We start from the raw sequence: 21,279 nt of genomic DNA on the forward strand, positions 1-21,279 counted from the left end.
ATAACTGAAAACTTTCTGAAAAAAAGTTGTCAAAATTGAATAAAATACTTGAAATTTGCATGGAAATTTAGTAAAATGTGAACATATTAAGTAAGACAAACAGGGAGGTATTACATATGGACGTTTTCAGAACAGACCGAATCAGAAATGTAGTCCTATTAGGTCATGGTGGCGCAGGTAAAACAACACTGGCTGAGGCAATGGCTTATCTGGCAGGTATGACAAACAGACTCGGACGTGTTGAGGATGGCAATACTGTCAGCGATTATGACAAGGAAGAAATAAAGAGACATTTTTCCATCACAACTTCTTTGATTCCGGTACCATGGGATAAGATGAAGGTAAATGTACTGGATACTCCCGGATATTTCGATTTTGTGGGAGAAGTTGAGGAAGCCGTCAGTGCAGCAGATGCAGCGATCATCGTTGTTTCCGGTAAGGCCGGTGTTCAGGTTGGAACACAGAAGGCATGGAATCTCTGCGAGAAATATAAACTTCCGCGAATGATCTTTGTTACCGATATGGACGTGGATGATGTCAGCTATCGTGAGGTCGTGGAAGAGCTGACAGAGCTGTATGGCAAGAGGATCGCTCCTCTTCATTTCCCGATCCGTGAAGACGGTAAGTTTGTAGGTTATGTCAATGTTGTGAAACAGGCCGGAAGAAGATACATTGACAAGGCCGGTAAAGAAGAATGCCCGGTTCCGGACTATCTGACCGAATATCTTGAGAAATATCATGAAACTCTGATGGAGTCTGTTGCAGAAACAAGCGAAGAGTTTATGGACCGTTATTTTGAGGGAGATACCTTCTCCGTAGCAGAGGTTTCTGCGGCTATTGCAACTAACGTACAGGATGGAAGCATTGTTCCGGTATGCATGGGTTCACCGGTAAATCTTCGTGGTGTATCCAATCTTCTGGATGATATCTGCGGTTACTTCCCGAGTCCGAGCGGACGTTCCTGCAACGGTATCGCACAGAAGACCAACGAGATCTTTGAGGCGAATTATGACTTTGCCAAGGCAAAATCCGCTTATGTATTTAAGACCATCGCAGATCCGTTCCTTGGTAAATATTCTCTGATCAAGGTATGCTCCGGTGTGCTGAAATCCGATGATACACTTCTCAATGTAGAGAAGGGAACAGAGGAGCGTGTAAATAAACTCTATGTTCTGGAAGGTTCCAAACCGATCGAAGTTCCGGAGCTTTTTGCAGGTGATATCGGTGCCATTGCCAAACTTGGCAGCGTACAGACCGGTGACAGCCTTGCGACCAAGGCAAACCCGATCCTTTATCCGAAGGCTGTACTTTCCACACCATATACATATAAGAGATTTAAGGCAGTGAAGAAGGGCGATGAGGATAAGATCGCACAGTCTCTCGCCAAGATGATGACAGAGGACAGAACTCTTAAAGTTGTCAATGACAGTGCCAACCGTCAGAGCCTGATCTATGGTATGGGCGATCAGCATCTGGATATCGTTGTCAGCAAGCTGAAAGAACGCTATAAAGTAGATGTGGAACTTTCGAAACCGAAGGTTCCGTTCCGTGAGACACTTCGCAAGAAGTCAGATGTAGAAGGCAAACATAAGAAACAGTCCGGCGGACACGGACAGTATGGCCACGTTAAGATGCGTTTTGAGCCATCCGGTGATCTGGAAACACCTTATGTATTTGAGCAGGTAGTTGTAGGTGGTGCAGTTCCGAAGAACTACTTCCCTGCAGTTGAAAAAGGTCTTCAGGAATGCGTCCTGAAAGGACCTCTGGCTGCATATCCGGTAGTTGGTGTGAAAGCAACCCTTTATGATGGATCTTATCATCCGGTAGATTCTTCTGAGATGGCATTTAAGATGGCGACGATCCTTGCCTTCAAGAAGGGCTTCATGGAGGCTTCTCCTGTACTTCTTGAGCCGATCATTTCCATGAAGGTTACTGTTCCGGATAAATATACCGGTGATGTTATGGGTGATCTGAACAAGAGACGTGGCCGTGTTCTTGGAATGAATCCGGATCACGAGGGCAATACCATCATTGAGGCAGATGTTCCGCTGCTTGAGATTTATGGTTATTCCACAGTCCTTCGTTCCATGACCGGTGGAAGCGGAGATTTCTCCTATGAGTTTGCACGCTATGAGCAGGCTCCGAGTGATATCCAGGAGAAAGAGATCGCAGCACGCGCAAGCAAGGTTGACGGTGCTGACGAATAAAAAGATACAGACAATTATCTTATGGGGGTAGGATAAAGAGTTGACAGGCTGCAGCATTTGCTGTAGCCTGTTTGTGACTGCAGCTGCAGGAAAAAATAAAGAGAGAGGACAAACTAATGTTAGTATGTGATTATATCGTAAAACAGATCGACGGAGATTACGCCCACCTTCAGCGCACAGACCAGCCGGAGGAAGAAATGAAAGTGGTTGCCAGGGCATTGCTTCCGGCAGAAATCTATGAGGGCTGTGAGCTTCACTATGAGCTGATGCAGTATTCCATGAAATGATACGCTTACAGGACATTGCAGATATGGCCGGGGTCAGCCGTACAACGGTATCCAATGTGATCAATGGAAACACAAAACGGGTTTCACAGAGTACTATTGACCGTATCACAGCGATCCTGAAAGAGCAGAATTACGTTCCCCATATGGGTTCGGTGATGCTCTCCGGTCATGGATCAAGGATTATTGGAGTGGTCCTTGGTTTTTCTTTTATCCATGGTATGCAGTCTCTGCAGGATTCATTTGTGGGAGAGATCACCGGAACGCTGCAGGTGGAAGCGGAAAACAGAGGCTACTACATCATGCTCATTGGTGGGGAAAAGATCGATAATGTGGTAGATATGGCATCCCGCTGGAATGTAGAAGGCCTCATCATTATAGGATATAACGAAGAACAGTATCACCAGCTTTCCAGAAAGATGAATAAAAAGATGGTATTGATCGATGCCTATCCGAAAGGCGAATATAGCTTTCAAAATGTAGGAGTAGATGATTATTCCGGAGGATATCAGATCGGGGAATATCTGTATTCCTGTGGATACCACCGGGCGCTTTTTGTTGCGGAAACAGAGCAGGACAGTGATTATGCAAGGTGGCTTGGATTCAAACAGGCTATGGAAAGAAATGGCGGCTTCTGCAGTCGTTCCCGTTATGTGGTGGTTCCCCAGGAACCCCGGCGCAGACTGAAAAAATATGAAGAGCTGCTGCCACATTTTCTGGAGACAAAGGCACTGGCATTTTCTTCTGATTACACAGCTGTGGAAGCTATCAATTATTTTACAGACAGAGGAATCAGGATTCCGGATCAGATTTCCATTACCGGCTTTGATGATAATTTTTATGCGCAGATCGTCAGGCCAAAGCTGACCACCATTCATCAGGATGTTCATCAGAAAGCAGTTCTTGCCTTACGGAAGCTGCTTCTTATGGCAGAGGGAAAGGAACCTGCCAAAAAAAATGTAAAAAGCCCTGTCTGGCTTGTAAAGAGAGATTCTGTAAAAGAGTAGCAGGATCTCTTTTTTTATTTTGTGACGACTTTTCCTGGGACATCATCGGGATACGGTGGAAATTCTTTCACCGGACAGTAGTGACTTATTGTTAAAACTGCATAAAAAAAACAGAAAATTTTGGCAGAAATTTAAGTTTCACGAGAAACCTGTTGATTTTAAAGGGCGGATAGGATATGCTGATTTCAGGATCAAACAGAAAAAAGGAGGCCGTTTACCATGAAAAAAAACTGGTGGAAAGAAAGCGTGGTATATCAGATTTATCCGAGAAGTTTTAAGGACAGCAACGGAGACGGAATTGGTGATATTCCCGGAATTATAGAAAAACTGGACTATCTGAAGGAGCTGGGAGTAAATGTTCTCTGGATCTCACCCATGCTGGAATCCCCGCAGGATGACAATGGCTATGATATTTCCGATTACCGCAGGATCTATAAAGAATATGGAACCATGGAGGATTATGAAAAGCTTCTTGAGGAAGCACATAAACGTGGCATTAAGATCCTCATGGATCTGGTCGTAAACCATACTTCCGATGAACACAACTGGTTTATTGAAAGTAGGAAATCCAAAGATAATCCTTACAGGGATTACTATATCTGGAGAGAGCCGGTGAATGGAAAAGAACCGAATAACTGGGGAAGTGCGTTCGGAGGACCTGCATGGGAGTATGATCCTCAGACAGAGATGTATTATCTTCACCTGTTTTCAAGAAAACAGCCGGATCTGAACTGGGAAAATGAAAAGGTTCGTCAGGAAGTTTACGATATGATGAATTTCTGGTGTGAAAAAGGAATCGACGGTTTCCGAATGGACGTGATCAGCATGATCTCCAAGGATCAGTCATATCCGGATGGAGAAATGAATGGAGGATTATACGGTGATTTTGGTCCTTACTGCGTCCATGGCCCGAGGATCCATGAGTTTCTTCAGGAAATGAACAGAGAGGTTTTATCCCGATACGATGTGATGACAGTTGGAGAAACCTCCGGTGTGACTATCGAAGAGGCACAGAAATATGCAGGTGAGGACAGGAATGAGCTGAACATGGTGTTTCAGTTTGAGCATGTAGAGGATCAGGGATCAGACCATGGTAAATGGACTACCGAGAAATACAATTTCCAGGAATTTAAAAAGGTTATGATCAAATGGCAGGAAGAGCTTGCGGGAAAAGCATGGAACAGTCTGTTTCTTGGAAATCATGACCAGCCAAGAAGTGTTTCCAGATTTGGAAATGATAATCCGGCATACAGGGAAACTTCAGCCAAGATGCTGGCAACCTGTCTTCATATGATGCAGGGAACTCCTTATGTTTATCAGGGAGAAGAGCTTGGAATGACCAATGCTTATTTTACAGACCTTAAGGATTACCGTGATATCGAGAGCATTCAGTATTTCCATGAATACACAGAAGCAGGTATTTATACACCGGAATATATGATGAAGTGCCTGATGCTGAGAGGACGTGACAATGCCAGAACACCGATGCAGTGGGAGGATTCCCATCAGGCTGGCTTTACGGAGGGAACGCCATGGATCAGGGTAAACTCCAATTATAAGGAGATCAATGCGAAGCAGCAGCTTTCGGATCCGGATTCCATTTTCCATTATTATCAGAAGCTGATCCGTTTAAGAAAAGAAAAACCGGTGATCGTTTACGGTGCATTTGAGGCACTTTACAGAGATCATGATCAGATTTTTGCATATACCAGAACCCTTGAGGGAGAGAAGCTTCTTACAGTCTGCAATTTCAGTGAGCATGTGGCAGAAATGGAAATCCCGGAAGAATTTCAGAAAAATGCAGAATGCCTGATCACCAATCTTGGAAGAAAGGATTTTGGGAAGAAAGTGATCCTGAAACCTTATGAGGCATTTGTTCTTTACAGAAATCTGTAACAGGAGAATGAAAAATGATAAAAAAATATGTATATGGAGAGCCCTTTGAAACTGAGGCACTGACAGAAACCCTTGAAACAGCAGAAGGAAAGCCAGGATATGGAGAAATCTGTGCAGAAGATGGATTTTCTTTTACTTATATCATGGATGAAGAGGATATCGTCTACGGATTGGGAGAATCCAACCGCGGTATCAATAAGAGAGGATTCATTTACACCAGTAACTGTACCGATGATCCGGAGCATACAGAGGATAAACATTCCCTGTACGGTGCACATAATCTTATCATTGTATCCGGAAAAGAAACCTTTGGAATGTTTTTTGATTATCCGGCAGCGATCACCTTTGACATTGGCTATACCAGAATGGATACCATGAAGGTAACCTGCGAAAATGCAGACCTGAAGCTTTATGTGATCGAAGGGGAGAGTCCCTATGATATTGTAAAGCAGTTCCGTCATGTGATCGGAAGAAGCTATATCCCACCGAAATTTGCCTTTGGATTTGGCCAGAGCAGATGGGGCTATACTACAAAAGAGGATTTCCGGAAGGTTGCAGCCGGATATCGTGAAAATCATATTCCTATTGATATGATCTATATGGATATCGATTATATGCAGTCTTATAAGGACTTTACATTAAGTGAAGAGAATTTTCAGGATTTCCCGGAGTTTGTAAAGGAACTGAAGGATCAGGATATCCGTCTGATCCCGATCATCGATGCCGGTGTCAAGGTAGAGCCGGGATACGATGTTTATGAGGAAGGTGTCAAAAACCGTTACTTCTGCCAGAGAGAGGACGGCAGTGATTTTGTAGCTGCTGTATGGCCGGGGGATACTCATTTTCCGGATGTATTGAACAAAGATGCCAGAAAATGGTTCGGTGACAAATACCGTTTCCTGATCGAGAAGGGAATCGACGGTTTCTGGAACGATATGAATGAGCCGGCGATCTTCTATTCCACAGAGGGAATGAAAGAGGTCAAAGAGCTTGCAGGAGAATTTGCAAAAGATACGGAAGGAAAGATCCATATCTGGAAGATGCAGAGTGCCCTTCGTGATGCTGCCAACAATCCGGAAGATTACCGGAGATTTTATCATAATGTAGATGGTAAAAAGATCCGCCATGACAAAGTGCACAACCTGTTTGGCTACAATATGACCAGAGCAGCAGGGGAGGCTTTTGAACGGATCGATCCGGAAAAACGTTTTCTGATGTTTTCCAGGTCATCCTATATTGGTATGCATCGTTATGGTGGAATCTGGACCGGTGATAATAAATCCTGGTGGGCGCATATCCTTTTGAACCTGAAGATGATGCCATCTCTGAATATGTGTGGTTTCCTGTATGCGGGAGCAGATCTGGGTGGATTTGGCGCTGATACAACAAGAGAACTGCTGCTTCGTTTCCTGGCACTTGGAGTATTCACACCGCTGATGCGTGATCATACAGCGATCGGTACCAGAGAGCAGGAATGCTACCAGTTTGAAAATGTGGAAGATTTCCGTCATGTGATCGGTGTGAGATATCGTCTTATCCCATATCTTTACAGTGAATATATGAAGGCAGCTCTGAACGATGATATGTATTTCCGGCCGTTGGGCTTTGTTTATCCGGAGGATAAGATTGCCGTACATGTGGAGGACCAGCTGCTCCTTGGAAATGAGATCATGATTGCTCCGGTTTATGAGCAGAACGCAAGAGGCCGTTACGTATATCTTCCGGAGGAGATGAAGTTTGTGAAATTCCTTCCGGACGGAACCATTGCAGAGGAGATCCTGGAAAAGGGTGTGCATTATGTGGAAGTGGCACTGAATGAGATCCCACTGTTTATCCGGAAGGGAAAATGTATTCCGGTTGCAGAAGTAGCAGAATGTGTGGCAGCTTTGGATACAGATAATATGCAGCTTCTCGGATATGAAGGTGCAGAGTATACCTTATATGAGGACGATGGAATCCATAAGGATTACGACAGTGAAGAAAATTACTGTGTTCTGAAAAAATAAAGCAGACAGCAGGATGTGAACAGCTGATAAACAGAAAAGCCGTAAGTATATGTGAAAGTTTCTTAAACATATATCTTACGGCTTTTGTTACTGGTGCTTTACATAAAATATTTTATGTAAAGTAATTTTGTATTCTGTTTAAATAACACTTCAGAAAGATCTTTTTTTATGCTTCTTCCTCAACCTTGATAACGTTTTTCAGTACAGAGCAGCATGCCATATCACCGATAACATTGACACAGGTGGCACCCATATCACAGAGGGTATTGATGCTGATATAAACACCAAGAACTCCTGCAGGAAGTCCGGCCATAGTTGCCAGCGCTGCGAAGGATGCGATAGCACCGCCGGGAACACCGGGAGTACCAACGGAAAGCAGTACGTTTGCAAGAAGGATAATGATCATAAGAGAAATACTTACATGGATCCCACAGGCGTTTGCAAAGAACATGATCATAAAGGACATCAGGATAGATACAGCATCCATGTTAACGGTAGCACCAAGAGGAATGGCGATGCTGGTGATCTGGTTGGATACGCCCATTTCTTCTTCCATACACTGTTTGCTGAGTGGAATAGTAGCGGAACTTGAACAGGTTCCGAAGGCGTTCAGGGCAGCAGGCAGGATCGCTTTCAGGAATTTAAACGGGCTCTGTTTTCCGATGATCTTTACAGACAGGCCATACACCACAATAGCGAAACCGAAGAATGCCGCATACAGGATGACAAGCTGTGTTGCAAGGGAAATAATAGTCTCGGTTCCGTTGGCTTCCACAACTGGTACGATAGTACAGAAAACACCGATCGGAGTGAAGTACATGATCGTTGTGATGATCTTCAGACATACCTCATTGACGGAATCGATCAGATTCAGGAATGGAGTTCCTTTTTTACCGACTGCGATCAGTGTGAAACCGATGATCAGGGCAAACACCAGAACTTGGAGCATATTTCCATTAGCAAATGCGGCGATCGGGTTGGACGGGATCAGGTTTTTCAGGGTATCCAGGATACTGCTCATTTCTGTAGCTTGGATGTCTGCCGCTGCCATCTCAAATTTCACTCCCTCTCCGAGATGGATCAGTCTCGGGATGATCAGTCCGCACAGGCTGGCAAGTGCCGTTGTGCAGAGAAAATAGATCATGGATGCTGCGGTGATCTTGCCGGTAGTACGTGCGTTTCCGATGGAACAGATTCCAATGACAATGGAGCAGAAGACCATGGGAAAGATCATCATGTTCAGGGCGTTCATGTAGATACTTCCGATCAGACTGGTTACAGTGAGGACAGGTTCAAACCGTCCGGCCAGGAAAAGTCCTGTGAGGATACCCAGGATCAGTCCTGTAAAGATCGCACCGGTAATATGCTTCCGGTACCAGGAATAAAAAGATTTCATTTATGCGTTCCCTCCTAGATAAATATGTATGATATGTATAATATAAGAAAATACATGCAGGAAATTATACCATGTGAAAAAAGATGCGTCAATAAAACCAGGTCAGGATTGCAGGTTCATACAGATTTCGATGGAAAAGGGCTGTTTTTGGATTTCTGTTTGACAAATACATCATAAGTAGTTAAAATTAATAGCAGTGTGTGAAAGCATTAAAGTATTAATACTGAGTAATTTGTCAGGAGGAATAAAAAAATGGCTGCACCTTATAACCATAGAGCCATCGAAGCGAAATGGCGCACAAACTGGGAGAAAAAGCCGGTAAATGTCAACGACGGCAAGAAACCGAAATACTACTGTCTGGATATGTTCCCGTATCCGTCCGGAAACGGTCTTCATGTAGGACACTGGAGAGGCTATGTGATCTCTGATGTATGGAGCCGCTATAAAATGCTTCAGGGTTATTACCTGATTCACCCGATGGGATGGGATGCTTTTGGTCTTCCGGCTGAGAACTATGCCATCAAGATGGGTGTTCATCCGGCAGTATCTACTGCAGCAAACATCAAAAATATCAAACGTCAGATCAACGATATCGCAGCGATCTATGACTGGGATATGGAGGTTAACACAACAGATCCGGATTTCTATAAATGGACACAGTGGATCTTTGTAAAAATGTTCAAAGAGGGTCTTGCTTATGAGAAGGAATTCCCGATCAACTGGTGCCCTTCCTGTAAGACAGGTCTTGCAAATGAAGAGGTTGTAAACGGATGCTGCGAGCGTTGTGGTACTCCGGTTACCAAAAAGAACCTCCGTCAGTGGATGCTCCGCATCACAAAATATGCAGACAGACTTTTAAATGACCTGGACAAACTGGACTGGCCGGAAAAAGTTAAGAAGATGCAGACAGACTGGATCGGTAAATCCTACGGTGCAGAGGTAGATTTCCCGGTTGAAGGAAGAGATGAGAAGATCACCGTCTATACAACAAGACCGGATACTCTTCACGGAGCAACATTCATGGTGCTTGCACCGGAGCATGCTCTTGCGAAATCTCTTGCAACAGACGAGACAAGAGAGGCTGTAGAGAAATATATCTTTGATGCTTCCATGAAATCCAATGTAGACCGTCTTCAGGATAAAGAGAAGACCGGTGTGTTCACAGGTACTTATGCGATCAATCCGCTGAACGGCGAGAAGCTTCCAATCTGGCTTTCTGACTATGTACTTGCTGATTATGGTACAGGTGCTATCATGTGTGTACCTGCTCATGATGACCGTGACTTTGAGTTTGCAAAGAAATTCGATATTCCGATCATCCAGGTTATCGCAAAAGATGGTAAAGAAATTCAGAATATGACAGAAGCTTACACAGAGGCTTCCGGAACCATGATCAACTCCGGTGAGTGGAATGGAATGGAATCTTCCGTACTGAAGAAGGAAGCACCGCATATCATCGAGAAGCTGGGTATCGGACGTAAGACTGTCAACTACAAACTGAGAGACTGGGTATTCTCCCGCCAGCGTTACTGGGGTGAGCCGATCCCGATCGTACACTGCCCGAAATGCGGTGCTGTACCGGTACCGGAGGATCAGCTTCCGTTAAGACTTCCGGAGGTAGAAAGCTACCAGCCGACAGGAACCGGAGAGTCACCGCTTGCTGCCATCGACGAGTGGGTAAATACCACATGCCCATGCTGTGGTGCACCTGCAAAACGTGAGACAAATACCATGCCTCAGTGGGCAGGATCTTCCTGGTATTTCCTCCGTTATGTAGATAACAAGAACAACAACGAACTGGTATCCAAAGAGAAAGCAGACAAGTATCTGCCGGTAGATATGTACATCGGTGGTGTAGAGCATGCGGTTCTTCATCTTCTGTACTCCAGATTCTACACCAAGTTCCTGTATGATATCGGAGCTATTGATTTCGATGAGCCGTTTGTCAAGCTGTTCAACCAGGGTATGATTACAGGTAAAAACGGAATCAAGATGAGTAAATCCAAAGGAAATGTTATTTCACCGGATGATCTTGTAAATGATTACGGATGTGATTCCTTACGTATGTATGAGCTGTTCGTAGGACCGCCGGAACTGGATGCAGAATGGGATGACAGAGGAATCGATGGTGTATCCAGATTCCTGAAACGTTTCTGGAATCTGGCTCTTGACAGCATTGAGAAAGATATCCCGGCTACCAAAGAGATGGAGAAGACCCGTCATAAGATGGTATACGATATCACCAGCAGACTTGAGGCCTTCAGCCTGAATACCGTAGTGTCCGGATTTATGGAATACACAAACAAGCTGATCGCTATCGCAAAGCAGAACGACGGCGCTGTTGACAAAGAAACCATCGAGACAGTTACCATTCTTCTTGCACCGTTTGTTCCTCATATTGCAGAGGAGATCTGGGAGAAGCTTGGTCATGAGGATTCCATTTTCCATGCACAGTGGCCGGCTCACGATGAGGAGCTTATGAAGGATGATGAGATCGAGGTTCCGGTTCAGATCAACGGCAAGACCAAGGCTGTTATCAGTATTCCGGCAGAAATCTCCAAAGAAGATGCGATTGCCGAAGGAAAGAAGGCAGTTGCAGATAAGATTTCCGGAAATATCATCAAAGAGATTTACGTACCGAAGAAGATCATCAATATCGTAGTAAAGTAATAAGATAAATCAAAAACACCCGAAGCAGGGCGGAAGATATTTCTGCCTTTGCCAGGGTGTTTTTTATATGGATAAACATCGTGAAGTAAGTATGCACAAAAATAACTAATGTTATTTAGAATAAATGCCAATAATATTTAGGCATTTTGTGACATTTGCCTAGTTTTTGGTCATACCAATTATATTGTCTATTGTTATTCAAATGGAAAAAACGTACAGTAACACCATGAGTCAGGCAAAGATAGTAAGAAAGCTTTGGTACTCGAAATGCAGTGTGACGGAATGAAGATGTCCGTTTAGCTGGATTGCATATTTACATTGAGAGAAATAAGGAGAGATAGTATGAGCGCAATGAACACACTTAAGAAATTCGGACTTGAGCAGGCATTCAACTATGTTTATAAAGATCCGGATAAAAACTTTATCAAGATCATGGACTGGGCCGATAAATTTTCAGGTGGCGGGTTCCCTACACAGAGAGCAATGATCCGCGAAGCCATTTCTAATCCGGAACATCCGTATTATCCGTTTATTCATAGATTGGTAACTGATATTGATCCGCATGTTATGAAAACTCTGGTTGCAAACTTCTTTATCAATGCAAATCTTGCAGGCTGGAAGAAACAGGATGAATGCCGTGAGAAATATGGCTGTAATATCCCGTGGGCGATCCTTCTTGACCCAACAAGTGCATGTAACCTGCACTGTACAGGATGCTGGGCAGCAGAGTATGGAAACAAGCTGAACCTCACCTACGATGAGATCGATGACATCATCCGCCAGGGTAAGGAGCTTGGCGTTTATATGTATATTTACACAGGCGGAGAGCCACTTGTAAGAAAAAAGGATCTGATCCGTCTTTGCGAGAAACATAATGACTGTATCTTCCTTTCCTTCACAAATGCCACACTGATCGATGAGGATTTTGCAAATGATATGCTTCGGGTAGGAAACTTTGTTCCTGCAATTTCACTGGAAGGATTTGAGACTGCAACAGATGGCAGAAGAGGAAATGGTGTATACCAGAAGGTTATCAAGGCCATCAATCTTCTCAGAGAGAAGAAACTTGTATTTGGTATCTCTGCATGTTATACGAGTGCAAATTTCGAGTCTATCACATCAGAGGCATTTTACGACAGCCTGATCGATCTTGGAGCGTACTTTATCTGGTATTTCCATTATATGCCGGTTGGAAATGATGCAGCACCGGAGTTGCTTCCTACTCCTGCACAGAGAAGAGAAACCTATGAGCGTATCCGTAAATACCGTGCAACAAAGCCGTTGTTTGCCATGGATTTCCAGAATGATGCAGAGTTTGTGGGAGGATGTATTGCAGGCGGCCGTCGCTATCTGCATATCAATGCAAACGGCGATATCGATCCATGTGTGTTTATCCATTATTCTGATTCCAATATCCGCGAGAAAACACTTCTGGAAGCACTGCAGTCTCCGATGATGATGGCATATCATGACGGACAGCCGTTTAATGACAATATGTACCGCCCATGTCCGATGCTTGAAAACCCGCAGAAGCTGAGAGAAATGGTAGAAAAATCCGGAGCACATTCCACAGATCTTCAGTCACCGGAGAGTGCAGAGCATCTCTGTGCGAAATGTGACCGGTATGCTGAAAACTGGAAACCGGTAGCAGAGGAAATGTGGAAGGAAGACCAGGAGAGAAAGGCAGTGAAGAAAGTCTGCTGATCCTGAAACTTAAAAAAGCAGAACTTATGAAAGAGCACGGTACCGGAAACAGGTGCCGGTGCTCTTTTTTTGAAAACGGAGTGATCAGACCATGAAAAAAATGATTGATAACATCAGAAAATATCTGCCGGCGGTGCTCCTTCTTTTGCTTCTCCTTTTCTGTATCCGTTATAGAGAGGATCTGTCTGTGGAAAGGATCTTAAGATATACACCGGAGGAACCTGTTAAGGCTGCATTACTTATGCTTGGGCTTTATGCAGTGAAAAGTGTCTCTTTTATATTTCCAATTGCGATCCTGCAGCTTGCTGTAGGGCATCTGTTTGCTACAGGAACAGCACTTCTGGTGAACTTTTTGGGAAGAGCAGTCACATTGGCACTTCCATATTGGATGGGACGCTTCTCAGGTGCATCCATGGTGGAAAGTCTTACAGCTAAATATCCGAAACTGAAAACAGTAGTAGATTACCAGAACGGAAATTCCCTGTATATTTCATTTTTTATGCGGACATTGAACTTTTTACCGGGAGATGCTGTGAGTCTGTTTCTCGGAGCAGAAAAGATCCCATTTGGAACCTATATGGCAGGTGGCGTGCTTGGAACGCTGCCGGGAGTTATTCTCGCTACAATATTTGGAGCAAATATCAAAAATCCGAAGTCTCCGGCATTCTGGCTCTCTGCAGTGCTTCTTGTGATGATCAGTGTGTTCTCGATCCTGATACACAGGCATATTTCCCGGAAGAAAAAATAACAGGGCTTTCTCTTCCTGCTTTTACTGAGAGGAAAAATGTAGTATAATGCAGACAGTAAAGAAAAGAAGGGAAGGAACATGGGGATCGATCATAACAAAAGATTAAAGGAACATTTATATTATTACGGTGCAAGAATCAGCCGGGATATCTCAAATCTGATCAAGTGGCTGGTTCTTGCTGTCATTACAGGATGTATCGTAGGTGCTGCCAGCACACTGTTTTCTTTTACGTTGAAGGCAGTGACCAGTTACCGGAAGGCGCATGAATGGATTTTTCTTTTGCTGCCATTATCCGGACTTGTCATTGTATTTTTGTATGAGAAGCTTGGAAAAGAGGATGGAGGGACCAATCAGGTTCTTTCTACCGTGCGTTCCAGAGATGATGTGCCGATCCTTTCTGCGCCTCTGATCTTTATCACAACGGCGCTGACTCATCTTACCGGTGGTTCTGCGGGACGTGAGGGAGCAGCGATCCAGCTTGGAGGAAGTATTGCCAACCAGCTTGGAAGATGGATCCATCTGGACGAGGAGGACCGTCATGTAATTGTCATGTGCGGCATGAGCGCGGCGTTTTCCGCATTGTTTGGAACACCGATGGCAGCGGCAGTTTTTGCGCTGGAAGTGGTCAGTGTGGGCGTGATGTATTATGCAGCACTGATGCCGTGTATGATCGCGTCATTGATCGCTTCCGGATTTGCAGCCGGAATGGGAGTCACACCGGAAAGTTTTCATGTGACGGATATTCCGGCACTGACTGTGGAAACTGGACTGAAAATGGGAGTGATCGCTCTGGGCTGTGCAGTTGTCAGCATTATGTTCTGTATTGCGCTGAATGGTGCAGCAGGACTTTATGGCAGATGGTTTAAGAATAAATATGTCAGGGTTGCAGTGGGCGCCTGCCTGGTCATTGTTGTCACCTTTATTCTGAGAACAGATGAATATATGGGCGCTGGTGCGGAGCTTATTGAAAAAGCGGTGGAAAACGGACAGGCGGATACTTTCGCCTTTTTCTGGAAAATGGTGCTTACAGCACTGACTATGCGCGCAGGATTCCGCGGGGGAGAGATCGTACCTTCTTTCTGCATTGGAGCTACCTTTGGCTGTGTGATGGGTAATCTTATGGGAATTTCTCCGTCGATCTGTGCAGCCTGCGGAATGGCAGCAGTTTTCTGCGGTGTGACCAACTGTCCGATCACTTCGATCCTGATCGCTTTTGAAATGTTTGGATTTAAGGGAGTATCCTTCTATCTGATCGCAGTATCTATCAGCTATGCAGCATCGGGATATTATGGCCTTTACAAGGATCAGACCATTGTGTACTCCAAATATAAAGCAAAATATGTGAACCGACATACCAGATTCTGATATAGAACGAAATGTAAAGGGGTGTGTATACTGGCATAATATCTTATGGAATACTGCATGGACATGGCTGGAAAATATCTGGACATCTGCGGAAATCTGATGTAATATATTAAACGTTAGTATTTACAGAAAGGCAGATTTTGAGGTATGGAAGAGAAGATTCTTGATTTTATCATGGAGTATGCACAGGAGAATGAGGGAGTTCCGTTTCAGGTGATCGAGGAGAATTTTAATATCGTTATGGATGATAAGCTGAAAGATATCATCAGCGATGCGATCTGGGACAGAGATAATGTTTCTGATGTGATCATAGAAAGTGACCGCTATGTGATCACCTGTTTTGAAGATTAATGAGGATATCTGTGACCGTTACGGTAATGGAATTAAGAAGTCTGAATATGAGGAGAATGCGTATATGGCATTCTCCTTTTTTCGTCAATCTGTCAAAAAGATCCAAAAGAATTGAAGTCCCCGAAAAAGAATGGTATCCTAAGGAAAAAAGCAGATGGGGTGGTTAAAATGAACAGCAAATATGAGATCAACACAAATGAAAACCGGGAATTCCTGAAAGCGTCCTGTGAGGATCTTCTGAATTTTGGACACAGGTTTCCTTCTCCAAATGGAGGTTCCTACTATCTGGGGGATGACGGAACACCATGGAAGGACAGAAACCGGGAAACCTGGATCACCTGCCGTATGGTACATGTATACAGCCTGGGACTGATGCTTGGCCACGAGGGAAGCGGAGAGCTTGTGGATGCGGCGCTGAAAGGCCTTAAGGGAGAACTTCACGATGACAAAAACGGTGGCTGGTATGCAGGAGTGACACCGGAGGGTGGCATTGTGCCGAACAAACAGTGTTATGCCCATGCATTTGTGATCCTGGCAGCTTCTTCCGCACTGACAGCAGGAAGGCCTGGGGCAAAAGAACTCCTTGAGGAGGCGCTGGATGTTTATGATCAGCATTTCTGGAATGAAGAGGAAGGACTGGCCTGCGATACCTGGAATACAGAATTTACCGTGCTGGACGATTACCGGGGATTAAATGCAAACATGCATACTGTGGAAGCTTTTTTGGCAGCAGGAGATGTCACCGGGGACAAAAAATATCACATCCGCGCAGGCAGGATCATTGACCATGTGATCCGTTGGGCAGAGGATAACTCCTGGAGGATTCCGGAACATTTCACAAAGGAATGGGTGGCAGATCTTGACTGCAACCGCGACCGTCCGGATGATCCGTTCAAGCCATATGGAGCGACACCAGGCCATGGAATCGAATGGGCAAGGCTGATCACACAGTGGACGCTTGCAAACTGTGGAGAAGAGAAAGAAAAACTGGAAAAATATCTTCAGGTAGCAGAGAAACTTTATACAACAGCCATAAAAGACGGCTGGGATGCAGATGGTGCACCGGGGATTGTATACACAACAGACTGGCAGGGAAAACCTGTGGTACATGACCGTATGCACTGGACACTTGCAGAGGCAATCAATACTTCTGCGGTTCTTTATCATGTGACCGGCAGGGAAAAATATGCGAAAGACTATGCAGAATTCATGAAGTATCTGGATGAAGTGGTCATGGATCACGAGAATGGCTCCTGGTTCCATCAGCTGGACGAGCATAATCATCTGAAAGGAACCGTATGGCCGGGAAAATCCGACCTGTATCATGCGCTGCAGTCCACATTGATCCCGTATCATAAGGCAGATACATCCATTGCGCCTGCCGTAAAGAAAAAACTGGAAATCTGAACAAAAATCATAAAGTGATTTCCACTTATGGGCATGTAACGAAGTGGAATGCGAATGTTTGTTGCAAAAATAAAAACCTTCCTGTGTTTACAGAAAGATTTCTCAGGACAGATACTTACATAGATGCAGGTATCCTGGCCAGAAGAAATACTAAAACACAGGAAGGTTTTTTATTGATTAATTATTATTCTGTAACCTCTTTCAGATCCGAGATATCCGGAGAAGCCATCAGAGAATAGTTGGTATAATATACAACGAAACCAGGTTTTGCACCTGCAGGCTTCTTTACATGTTTTTTCTGGATGTAGTCGATTTCTACTTTAGGAGCAGAATGACCTTTGGAATACCAGGCAGCCAGACGTCCGGCCTCCTCAAAGGTACGATCCGGAAGTTCCCCGTCTTTGGTGCGGACGATCACATGTGAACCGGCCATTTTTTTTGCATGGAACCACCAGTCATTTCCAGTTGCGAACTTGAAAGTCAGCTCATCATTCTGGAAATTGTTTTTGCCCACATAGATATCAAAACCGTCGCTGGATATGTAGTGGAGCGGCTTGGATTTCGGCTGGGCTTTCTGGCCTTTCTTGTTGGTGTAGTGACGTTTGATATAGCCGTACTCGGTGAGCTCTTCCTTGATCTGGGAAAGGTCACTTTCAGATCTGGCAATATCCAGAGCATTGGAGATGGATTCCAGATGGGAGATCTCACTTTCCGTATCTGCGATCTGCTCTGTGACAGCTTCTTCGGTACGCTTCAGCTTTCCGTATTTATCAAAATATTTTTTGGAATTCTGTGCCGGAGTCAGCGTCGGATCAAGTGGAATGGTGATCTCCTCGTTGGTATAATAGTTCAGAGCCTTAAACGATTTGCAGCCCTCCTCAAGCCCGTATCCGTAGGTGTTGATCAATTCGCCGTAAACCTTGAATTTATCTTTCTTGGCAGTATCGTTCAGCTGTTTTTTCTGGATGTTATATTTTTTTCGGTTACGTTCCAGAGCAGTCTGTACTACGCGACGAAGATCGGAAGATTTCTGGTGGATCCTTGTCAGCAAACTCTTGGTAGCATAATAAGTCTCCAGCATGGCAGAAACACTGTCAAAAGTTTCGCTGCGGTATTCACTGCCAAACTGCTGATAAGGAAAGACACCGTATTCCACAGGTTCTTCTCCGCGGTAGACAATATTCGGAGTGAACTCTCGGTTCTGGATCTGTTCCATCAGGCGGAGGAAGGTGTGGTAAAGATGGGTGCAGGCCGTCTCATCCAGAGACTGTGCCGCATCACTTCCGTCAATAGATGCACGGTAGCAGATCTCCTCAGCCATTACCGGGCTCATACCGGTGAGGGAAGTATAAAGCGCTTTGGAAATGTTTACCGGTTTTTTGCAGATATGTCCGGTAAATTCTTCCTCGGAAACTGTCAGCGGATTTTCTTTATCCCGGGTATTTGGAATGAAATATTCTCTTCCTGGAAGGACTTCACGGACAGAACTCATATGGGAAGAGACATGTTTGATACTGTCCAGGATCATGCCTTTTTCATCGCAGAAGATGATGTTGCTGTGTTTGCCCATCAGCTCCATGATCAGGCGCTTCCGGCAGGGGTCGCCAAGTTCATTGAGGTGCTCCAGCTCAAATTCCACCACACGCTCCATTCCCGGCTGTTTTACATCCAGGATTCGGGCGCTTCCGATATGCTTTCGAAGAAGCATACAGAAGTTGGGTGCAGTTAAAGGGCTGATACGGTTCTTATCTGTAAAATAGATCAGAGGAAGAGATGCGCTTGCACTTAAGAGAAGACGTTTCTGTCCGTTGGCGCCTTTTCCTGTGATCAGAAGTTCATCGTTTTCCGGCTGGGCAATCTTGTTGATACGTCCACCTTTTAAATTATCATCGATCTCTGCCACAAGGGCGGAGACTGTAATTCCGTCAAATGCCATGATTTTTACCTCCATTTCAACATCAGTTATTATAACAGTAAAAAAAGAGTTTGACTAGGGTTTTGGAATGAACTATAATAAATCTGTATGCAATCATTGGCTGCATTTATCTGCAGCCGATAAACTTAAGAGGCAGTATTGGAGGATAACATGATAAAAAGTATGACCGGCTTTGGCAGAGCAGAAGCAGTTTCCAGGGAGCGTAAGGTTTCTGTTGAGCTGAAATCCGTCAATCACAGATATCTGGACCTGAACATCAAAATGCCGAAGCGACTCAGCTATTTTGAGGGAGAGATCCGAAATGTGATGAAGACCTATATCCGCCGTGGCAAGGTTGATGTGTTCATCACCTATGAAGACTATACAATGGGCGGAATGGCTCTGAAATATAACGCAGAGCTGGCAAAGGAATATCTGGGCTATTTAAACCAGATGAGTGAGGAACTGGGGATCGAGAATGATATCCGTGTTTCCACACTTTCCAGATATCCGGATGTGTTTACAATGGAGGAACAGGCTTCGGATGAGGAAGAACTCTGGAACTTTCTGGAGGGACCTCTTCATGAGGCATGTCGGAAATTTGTGGAAACCCGTGAGCGTGAGGGCGCCAATCTGAAACAGGATCTTCTGGAGAAGCTTAACGGCCTGGAGGAGAAAGTTGATATTGTGGAGAAACGTTCGCCGGAAGTTGTAAAGGCTTACAGAGAGAAGCTGGAAGCCAAGATGCATGAGCTTCTTGAGGATAACCAGATCGATGATTCCAGGATCGCCGCAGAGGTGATACTTTTTTCAGATAAGATCTGCAATGACGAGGAGACGGTACGTCTTCGGAGCCACATCCACGGAATGAGAAAGATCCTGGATGAGAACGAAGGCGTGGGACGTAAGATGGATTTCATGTCACAGGAGATGAACCGCGAGGCGAACACCATCCTGTCCAAATCCAATGATCTTACCGTATCCAACGCGGCCATCGATCTGAAAACAGAGATCGAGAAGATCCGTGAGCAGATCCAGAATATCGAGTAATCGGACAGATAAAGACTGTACACAGACAGAAAAGGAGAGCGGAAATGGCGAAACTGATCAATGTAGGCTTTGGAAATGTTGTCAATTCACGCAAGATCGTGGCTGTGGTAAGTCCGGATGCCGCTCCTGTGAAGCGCATGATACAGAGTGTCAAGGGAACCCGCACCCTGATCGATGCCACACAGGGAAGAAAAACAAAAGCAGTGATCGTTACTTCCGATGATTATCTTGTGCTTTCCGCTTTGCAGCCGGAAACCATTGCCAAGAGATTTTCGGAAGCCTACGGAGAGGAAGAGAGGGAGGAAGGAAATGAGTAAGGGAATTTTAGTTGTTGTTTCTGGCTTTTCCGGTTCCGGAAAAGGCACCGTCATGAAACGGCTGATGGAGAAATATGACAATTATGCATTATCCGTTTCTGTTACCACCAGAAATCCAAGACCAGGAGAGAAAGACGGAGAGGCATATTTCTTCCGCACAAAAGAAGAATTTGAACAGCTGATCCGGGAAGACGGACTGATCGAATACGCACAGTATGTGGAGAATTATTATGGTACTCCTCGTAAATATGTGGAGGAACAGCTTGCAGCAGGAAAAGATGTGATCCTTGAGATCGAGATCCAGGGAGCCATGAAGATCCGTGAGAAATTCCCGGATACTCTGCTTGTATTTGTCTGCCCGCCATCTATGGAAGAGCTTAAAAACCGTCTGGTAGGCCGCGGAACAGAAACTCTGGATGTGATCAACGGACGTCTCAGAAGAGCCGTTGAAGAATCCAAGGGAATGGATAAATACGATTATCTCCTGATCAACGATGATCTGGAGGAATGTGTTGATACACTTCATGAAACCATCCGATGTGAGCGTATGCGCGCATCCAGAAACCATGATTTTGTATCCAGAATTCAGAAAGAAGCGGAAGCTTTTTTATAAATACCAATTAACAAGTTAAATACGGCCCTGCCGTTACAGAAGGGAGAAAAGATATGATACATCCATCTTATTCAGAATTAATTGAGGCTATCAACACAAATAACGAGGACGACGATGAGGCTCTCGTGCTGAACAGCCGTTATTCTCTTGTACTTGCAGCAAGCAAACGTGCACGTCAGCTGATTGCAGGAGCAGAGCCCCTTGTACCAGGTGCAGCAGGCAAGAAACCGCTTTCTGTTGCCATTGACGAGCTTTATAAAGGCAAAGTAAAGATCCTTCCGGGACAGGAAGAAGAGGAAGAGATCGAAGCTCTGGAAGCAGAGAAAGAGGCTCTTGAGGCAGC

16 protein-coding genes and 1 pseudogene are annotated in these 21,279 nt (G+C 44.8%); 15 read left to right on the forward strand and 2 right to left on the reverse strand.

Annotated elements, in window-relative coordinates; genetic code table 11:
• The first annotated feature begins 116 nt into the window (after nucleotides 1-116).
• The 5 genes from GPK88_RS00745 to GPK88_RS00765 all read left to right on the forward strand — a co-directional run bounded on the left by GPK88_RS00745 (nucleotide 117) and on the right by GPK88_RS00765 (nucleotide 7,400).
• Nucleotides 117-2,207, forward strand: a complete 2,091-nt coding sequence (locus GPK88_RS00745; RefSeq protein ID WP_215707456.1) for an elongation factor G — start codon at nucleotides 117-119, stop codon at nucleotides 2,205-2,207.
• Nucleotides 2,208-2,323: 116 nt separating this feature from the next.
• On the forward strand, nucleotides 2,324-2,494 hold the full coding sequence (locus tag GPK88_RS00750; protein WP_215707457.1) for a chorismate--pyruvate lyase: 171 nt from the start codon (nucleotides 2,324-2,326) through the stop codon (nucleotides 2,492-2,494).
• Entirely contained in the window at nucleotides 2,491-3,498 is a 1,008-nt protein-coding gene (locus GPK88_RS00755) for a LacI family DNA-binding transcriptional regulator (protein ID WP_215707458.1), read from the forward strand. Before GPK88_RS00750 ends, GPK88_RS00755 begins: the two co-directional genes overlap by 4 nt.
• A 219-nt stretch (nucleotides 3,499-3,717) precedes the next feature.
• The gene (locus GPK88_RS00760; RefSeq protein WP_215707459.1) at nucleotides 3,718-5,394 is read left to right on the forward strand and encodes a glycoside hydrolase family 13 protein; all 1,677 of its coding nucleotides are present in this window, start codon (nucleotides 3,718-3,720) and stop codon (nucleotides 5,392-5,394) included.
• Between the two features lie 14 nt (nucleotides 5,395-5,408).
• Nucleotides 5,409-7,400, forward strand: a complete 1,992-nt coding sequence (locus GPK88_RS00765) for a glycoside hydrolase family 31 protein (protein WP_215707460.1) — start codon at nucleotides 5,409-5,411, stop codon at nucleotides 7,398-7,400.
• Nucleotides 7,401-7,566: 166 nt separating this feature from the next.
• Here the strand turns inward: GPK88_RS00765 and GPK88_RS00770 are convergent, their stop codons facing one another.
• Nucleotides 7,567-8,796, reverse strand: a complete 1,230-nt coding sequence (locus tag GPK88_RS00770) for a dicarboxylate/amino acid:cation symporter (protein WP_148446992.1) — start codon at nucleotides 8,794-8,796, stop codon at nucleotides 7,567-7,569.
• A gap of 252 nt (nucleotides 8,797-9,048) precedes the next feature.
• Between GPK88_RS00770 and leuS the strand changes: the two genes are divergently transcribed.
• The 6 genes from leuS (at nucleotide 9,049) to GPK88_RS00800 (ending at nucleotide 17,041) form a co-directional block, all read left to right on the forward strand.
• Nucleotides 9,049-11,466, forward strand: a complete 2,418-nt coding sequence (gene leuS, locus GPK88_RS00775; protein WP_148446991.1) for a leucine--tRNA ligase — start codon at nucleotides 9,049-9,051, stop codon at nucleotides 11,464-11,466.
• A gap of 342 nt (nucleotides 11,467-11,808) precedes the next feature.
• Nucleotides 11,809-13,170 (forward strand): radical SAM/SPASM domain-containing protein, encoded by a 1,362-nt coding sequence (locus GPK88_RS00780; protein ID WP_148446990.1) that lies wholly within the window; start codon nucleotides 11,809-11,811, stop codon nucleotides 13,168-13,170.
• A 91-nt stretch (nucleotides 13,171-13,261) separates the two neighbouring features.
• Entirely contained in the window at nucleotides 13,262-13,918 is a 657-nt protein-coding gene (locus tag GPK88_RS00785) for a TVP38/TMEM64 family protein (protein ID WP_195566306.1), read from the forward strand.
• 78 nt (nucleotides 13,919-13,996) lie between these two features.
• Entirely contained in the window at nucleotides 13,997-15,283 is a 1,287-nt protein-coding gene (locus tag GPK88_RS00790) for a chloride channel protein (RefSeq protein WP_148446988.1), read from the forward strand.
• Nucleotides 15,284-15,430: 147 nt separating this feature from the next.
• Nucleotides 15,431-15,634: a hypothetical protein gene (locus tag GPK88_RS00795; protein ID WP_021978076.1), complete on the forward strand. Its 204-nt coding sequence runs from the start codon at nucleotides 15,431-15,433 to the stop codon at nucleotides 15,632-15,634.
• Between the two features lie 168 nt (nucleotides 15,635-15,802).
• Nucleotides 15,803-17,041, forward strand: coding sequence for an AGE family epimerase/isomerase (locus tag GPK88_RS00800; protein ID WP_215707461.1), 1,239 nt, complete (start codon nucleotides 15,803-15,805; stop codon nucleotides 17,039-17,041).
• 184 nt (nucleotides 17,042-17,225) lie between these two features.
• Here the strand turns inward: GPK88_RS00800 and GPK88_RS00805 are convergent, their stop codons facing one another.
• Nucleotides 17,226-18,977: an Rqc2 family fibronectin-binding protein gene (locus GPK88_RS00805; protein ID WP_173771511.1), complete on the reverse strand. Its 1,752-nt coding sequence runs from the start codon at nucleotides 18,975-18,977 to the stop codon at nucleotides 17,226-17,228.
• Nucleotides 18,978-19,127: 150 nt separating this feature from the next.
• Here GPK88_RS00805 and GPK88_RS00810 point away from each other — a divergent pair, with 150 nt between their 5' ends.
• From GPK88_RS00810 to rpoZ, 4 genes and pseudogenes are all read left to right on the forward strand, one after another.
• The gene (locus GPK88_RS00810) at nucleotides 19,128-20,006 is read left to right on the forward strand and encodes a YicC/YloC family endoribonuclease (RefSeq protein WP_215707462.1); all 879 of its coding nucleotides are present in this window, start codon (nucleotides 19,128-19,130) and stop codon (nucleotides 20,004-20,006) included.
• 44 nt (nucleotides 20,007-20,050) lie between these two features.
• Nucleotides 20,051-20,323: an extracellular matrix/biofilm biosynthesis regulator RemA family protein gene (locus GPK88_RS00815; RefSeq protein ID WP_148446984.1), complete on the forward strand. Its 273-nt coding sequence runs from the start codon at nucleotides 20,051-20,053 to the stop codon at nucleotides 20,321-20,323.
• Nucleotides 20,316-20,936 carry a guanylate kinase gene (gene gmk / locus GPK88_RS00820; RefSeq protein WP_148446983.1) on the forward strand — a complete coding sequence of 207 codons (621 nt, stop codon included), beginning with the start codon at nucleotides 20,316-20,318 and terminating at the stop codon, nucleotides 20,934-20,936. Before GPK88_RS00815 ends, gmk begins: the two co-directional genes overlap by 8 nt.
• A 53-nt stretch (nucleotides 20,937-20,989) precedes the next feature.
• Nucleotides 20,990-21,244, forward strand: a pseudogene (rpoZ, locus tag GPK88_RS00825) (DNA-directed RNA polymerase subunit omega); the annotation flags it as partial.
• Nucleotides 21,245-21,279 lie beyond the last annotated feature (35 nt).

Source organism: Blautia sp. MCC269 (genome assembly GCF_018785655.1).
Taxonomy (GTDB): Bacteria; Bacillota; Clostridia; order Lachnospirales; family Lachnospiraceae; genus Blautia_A.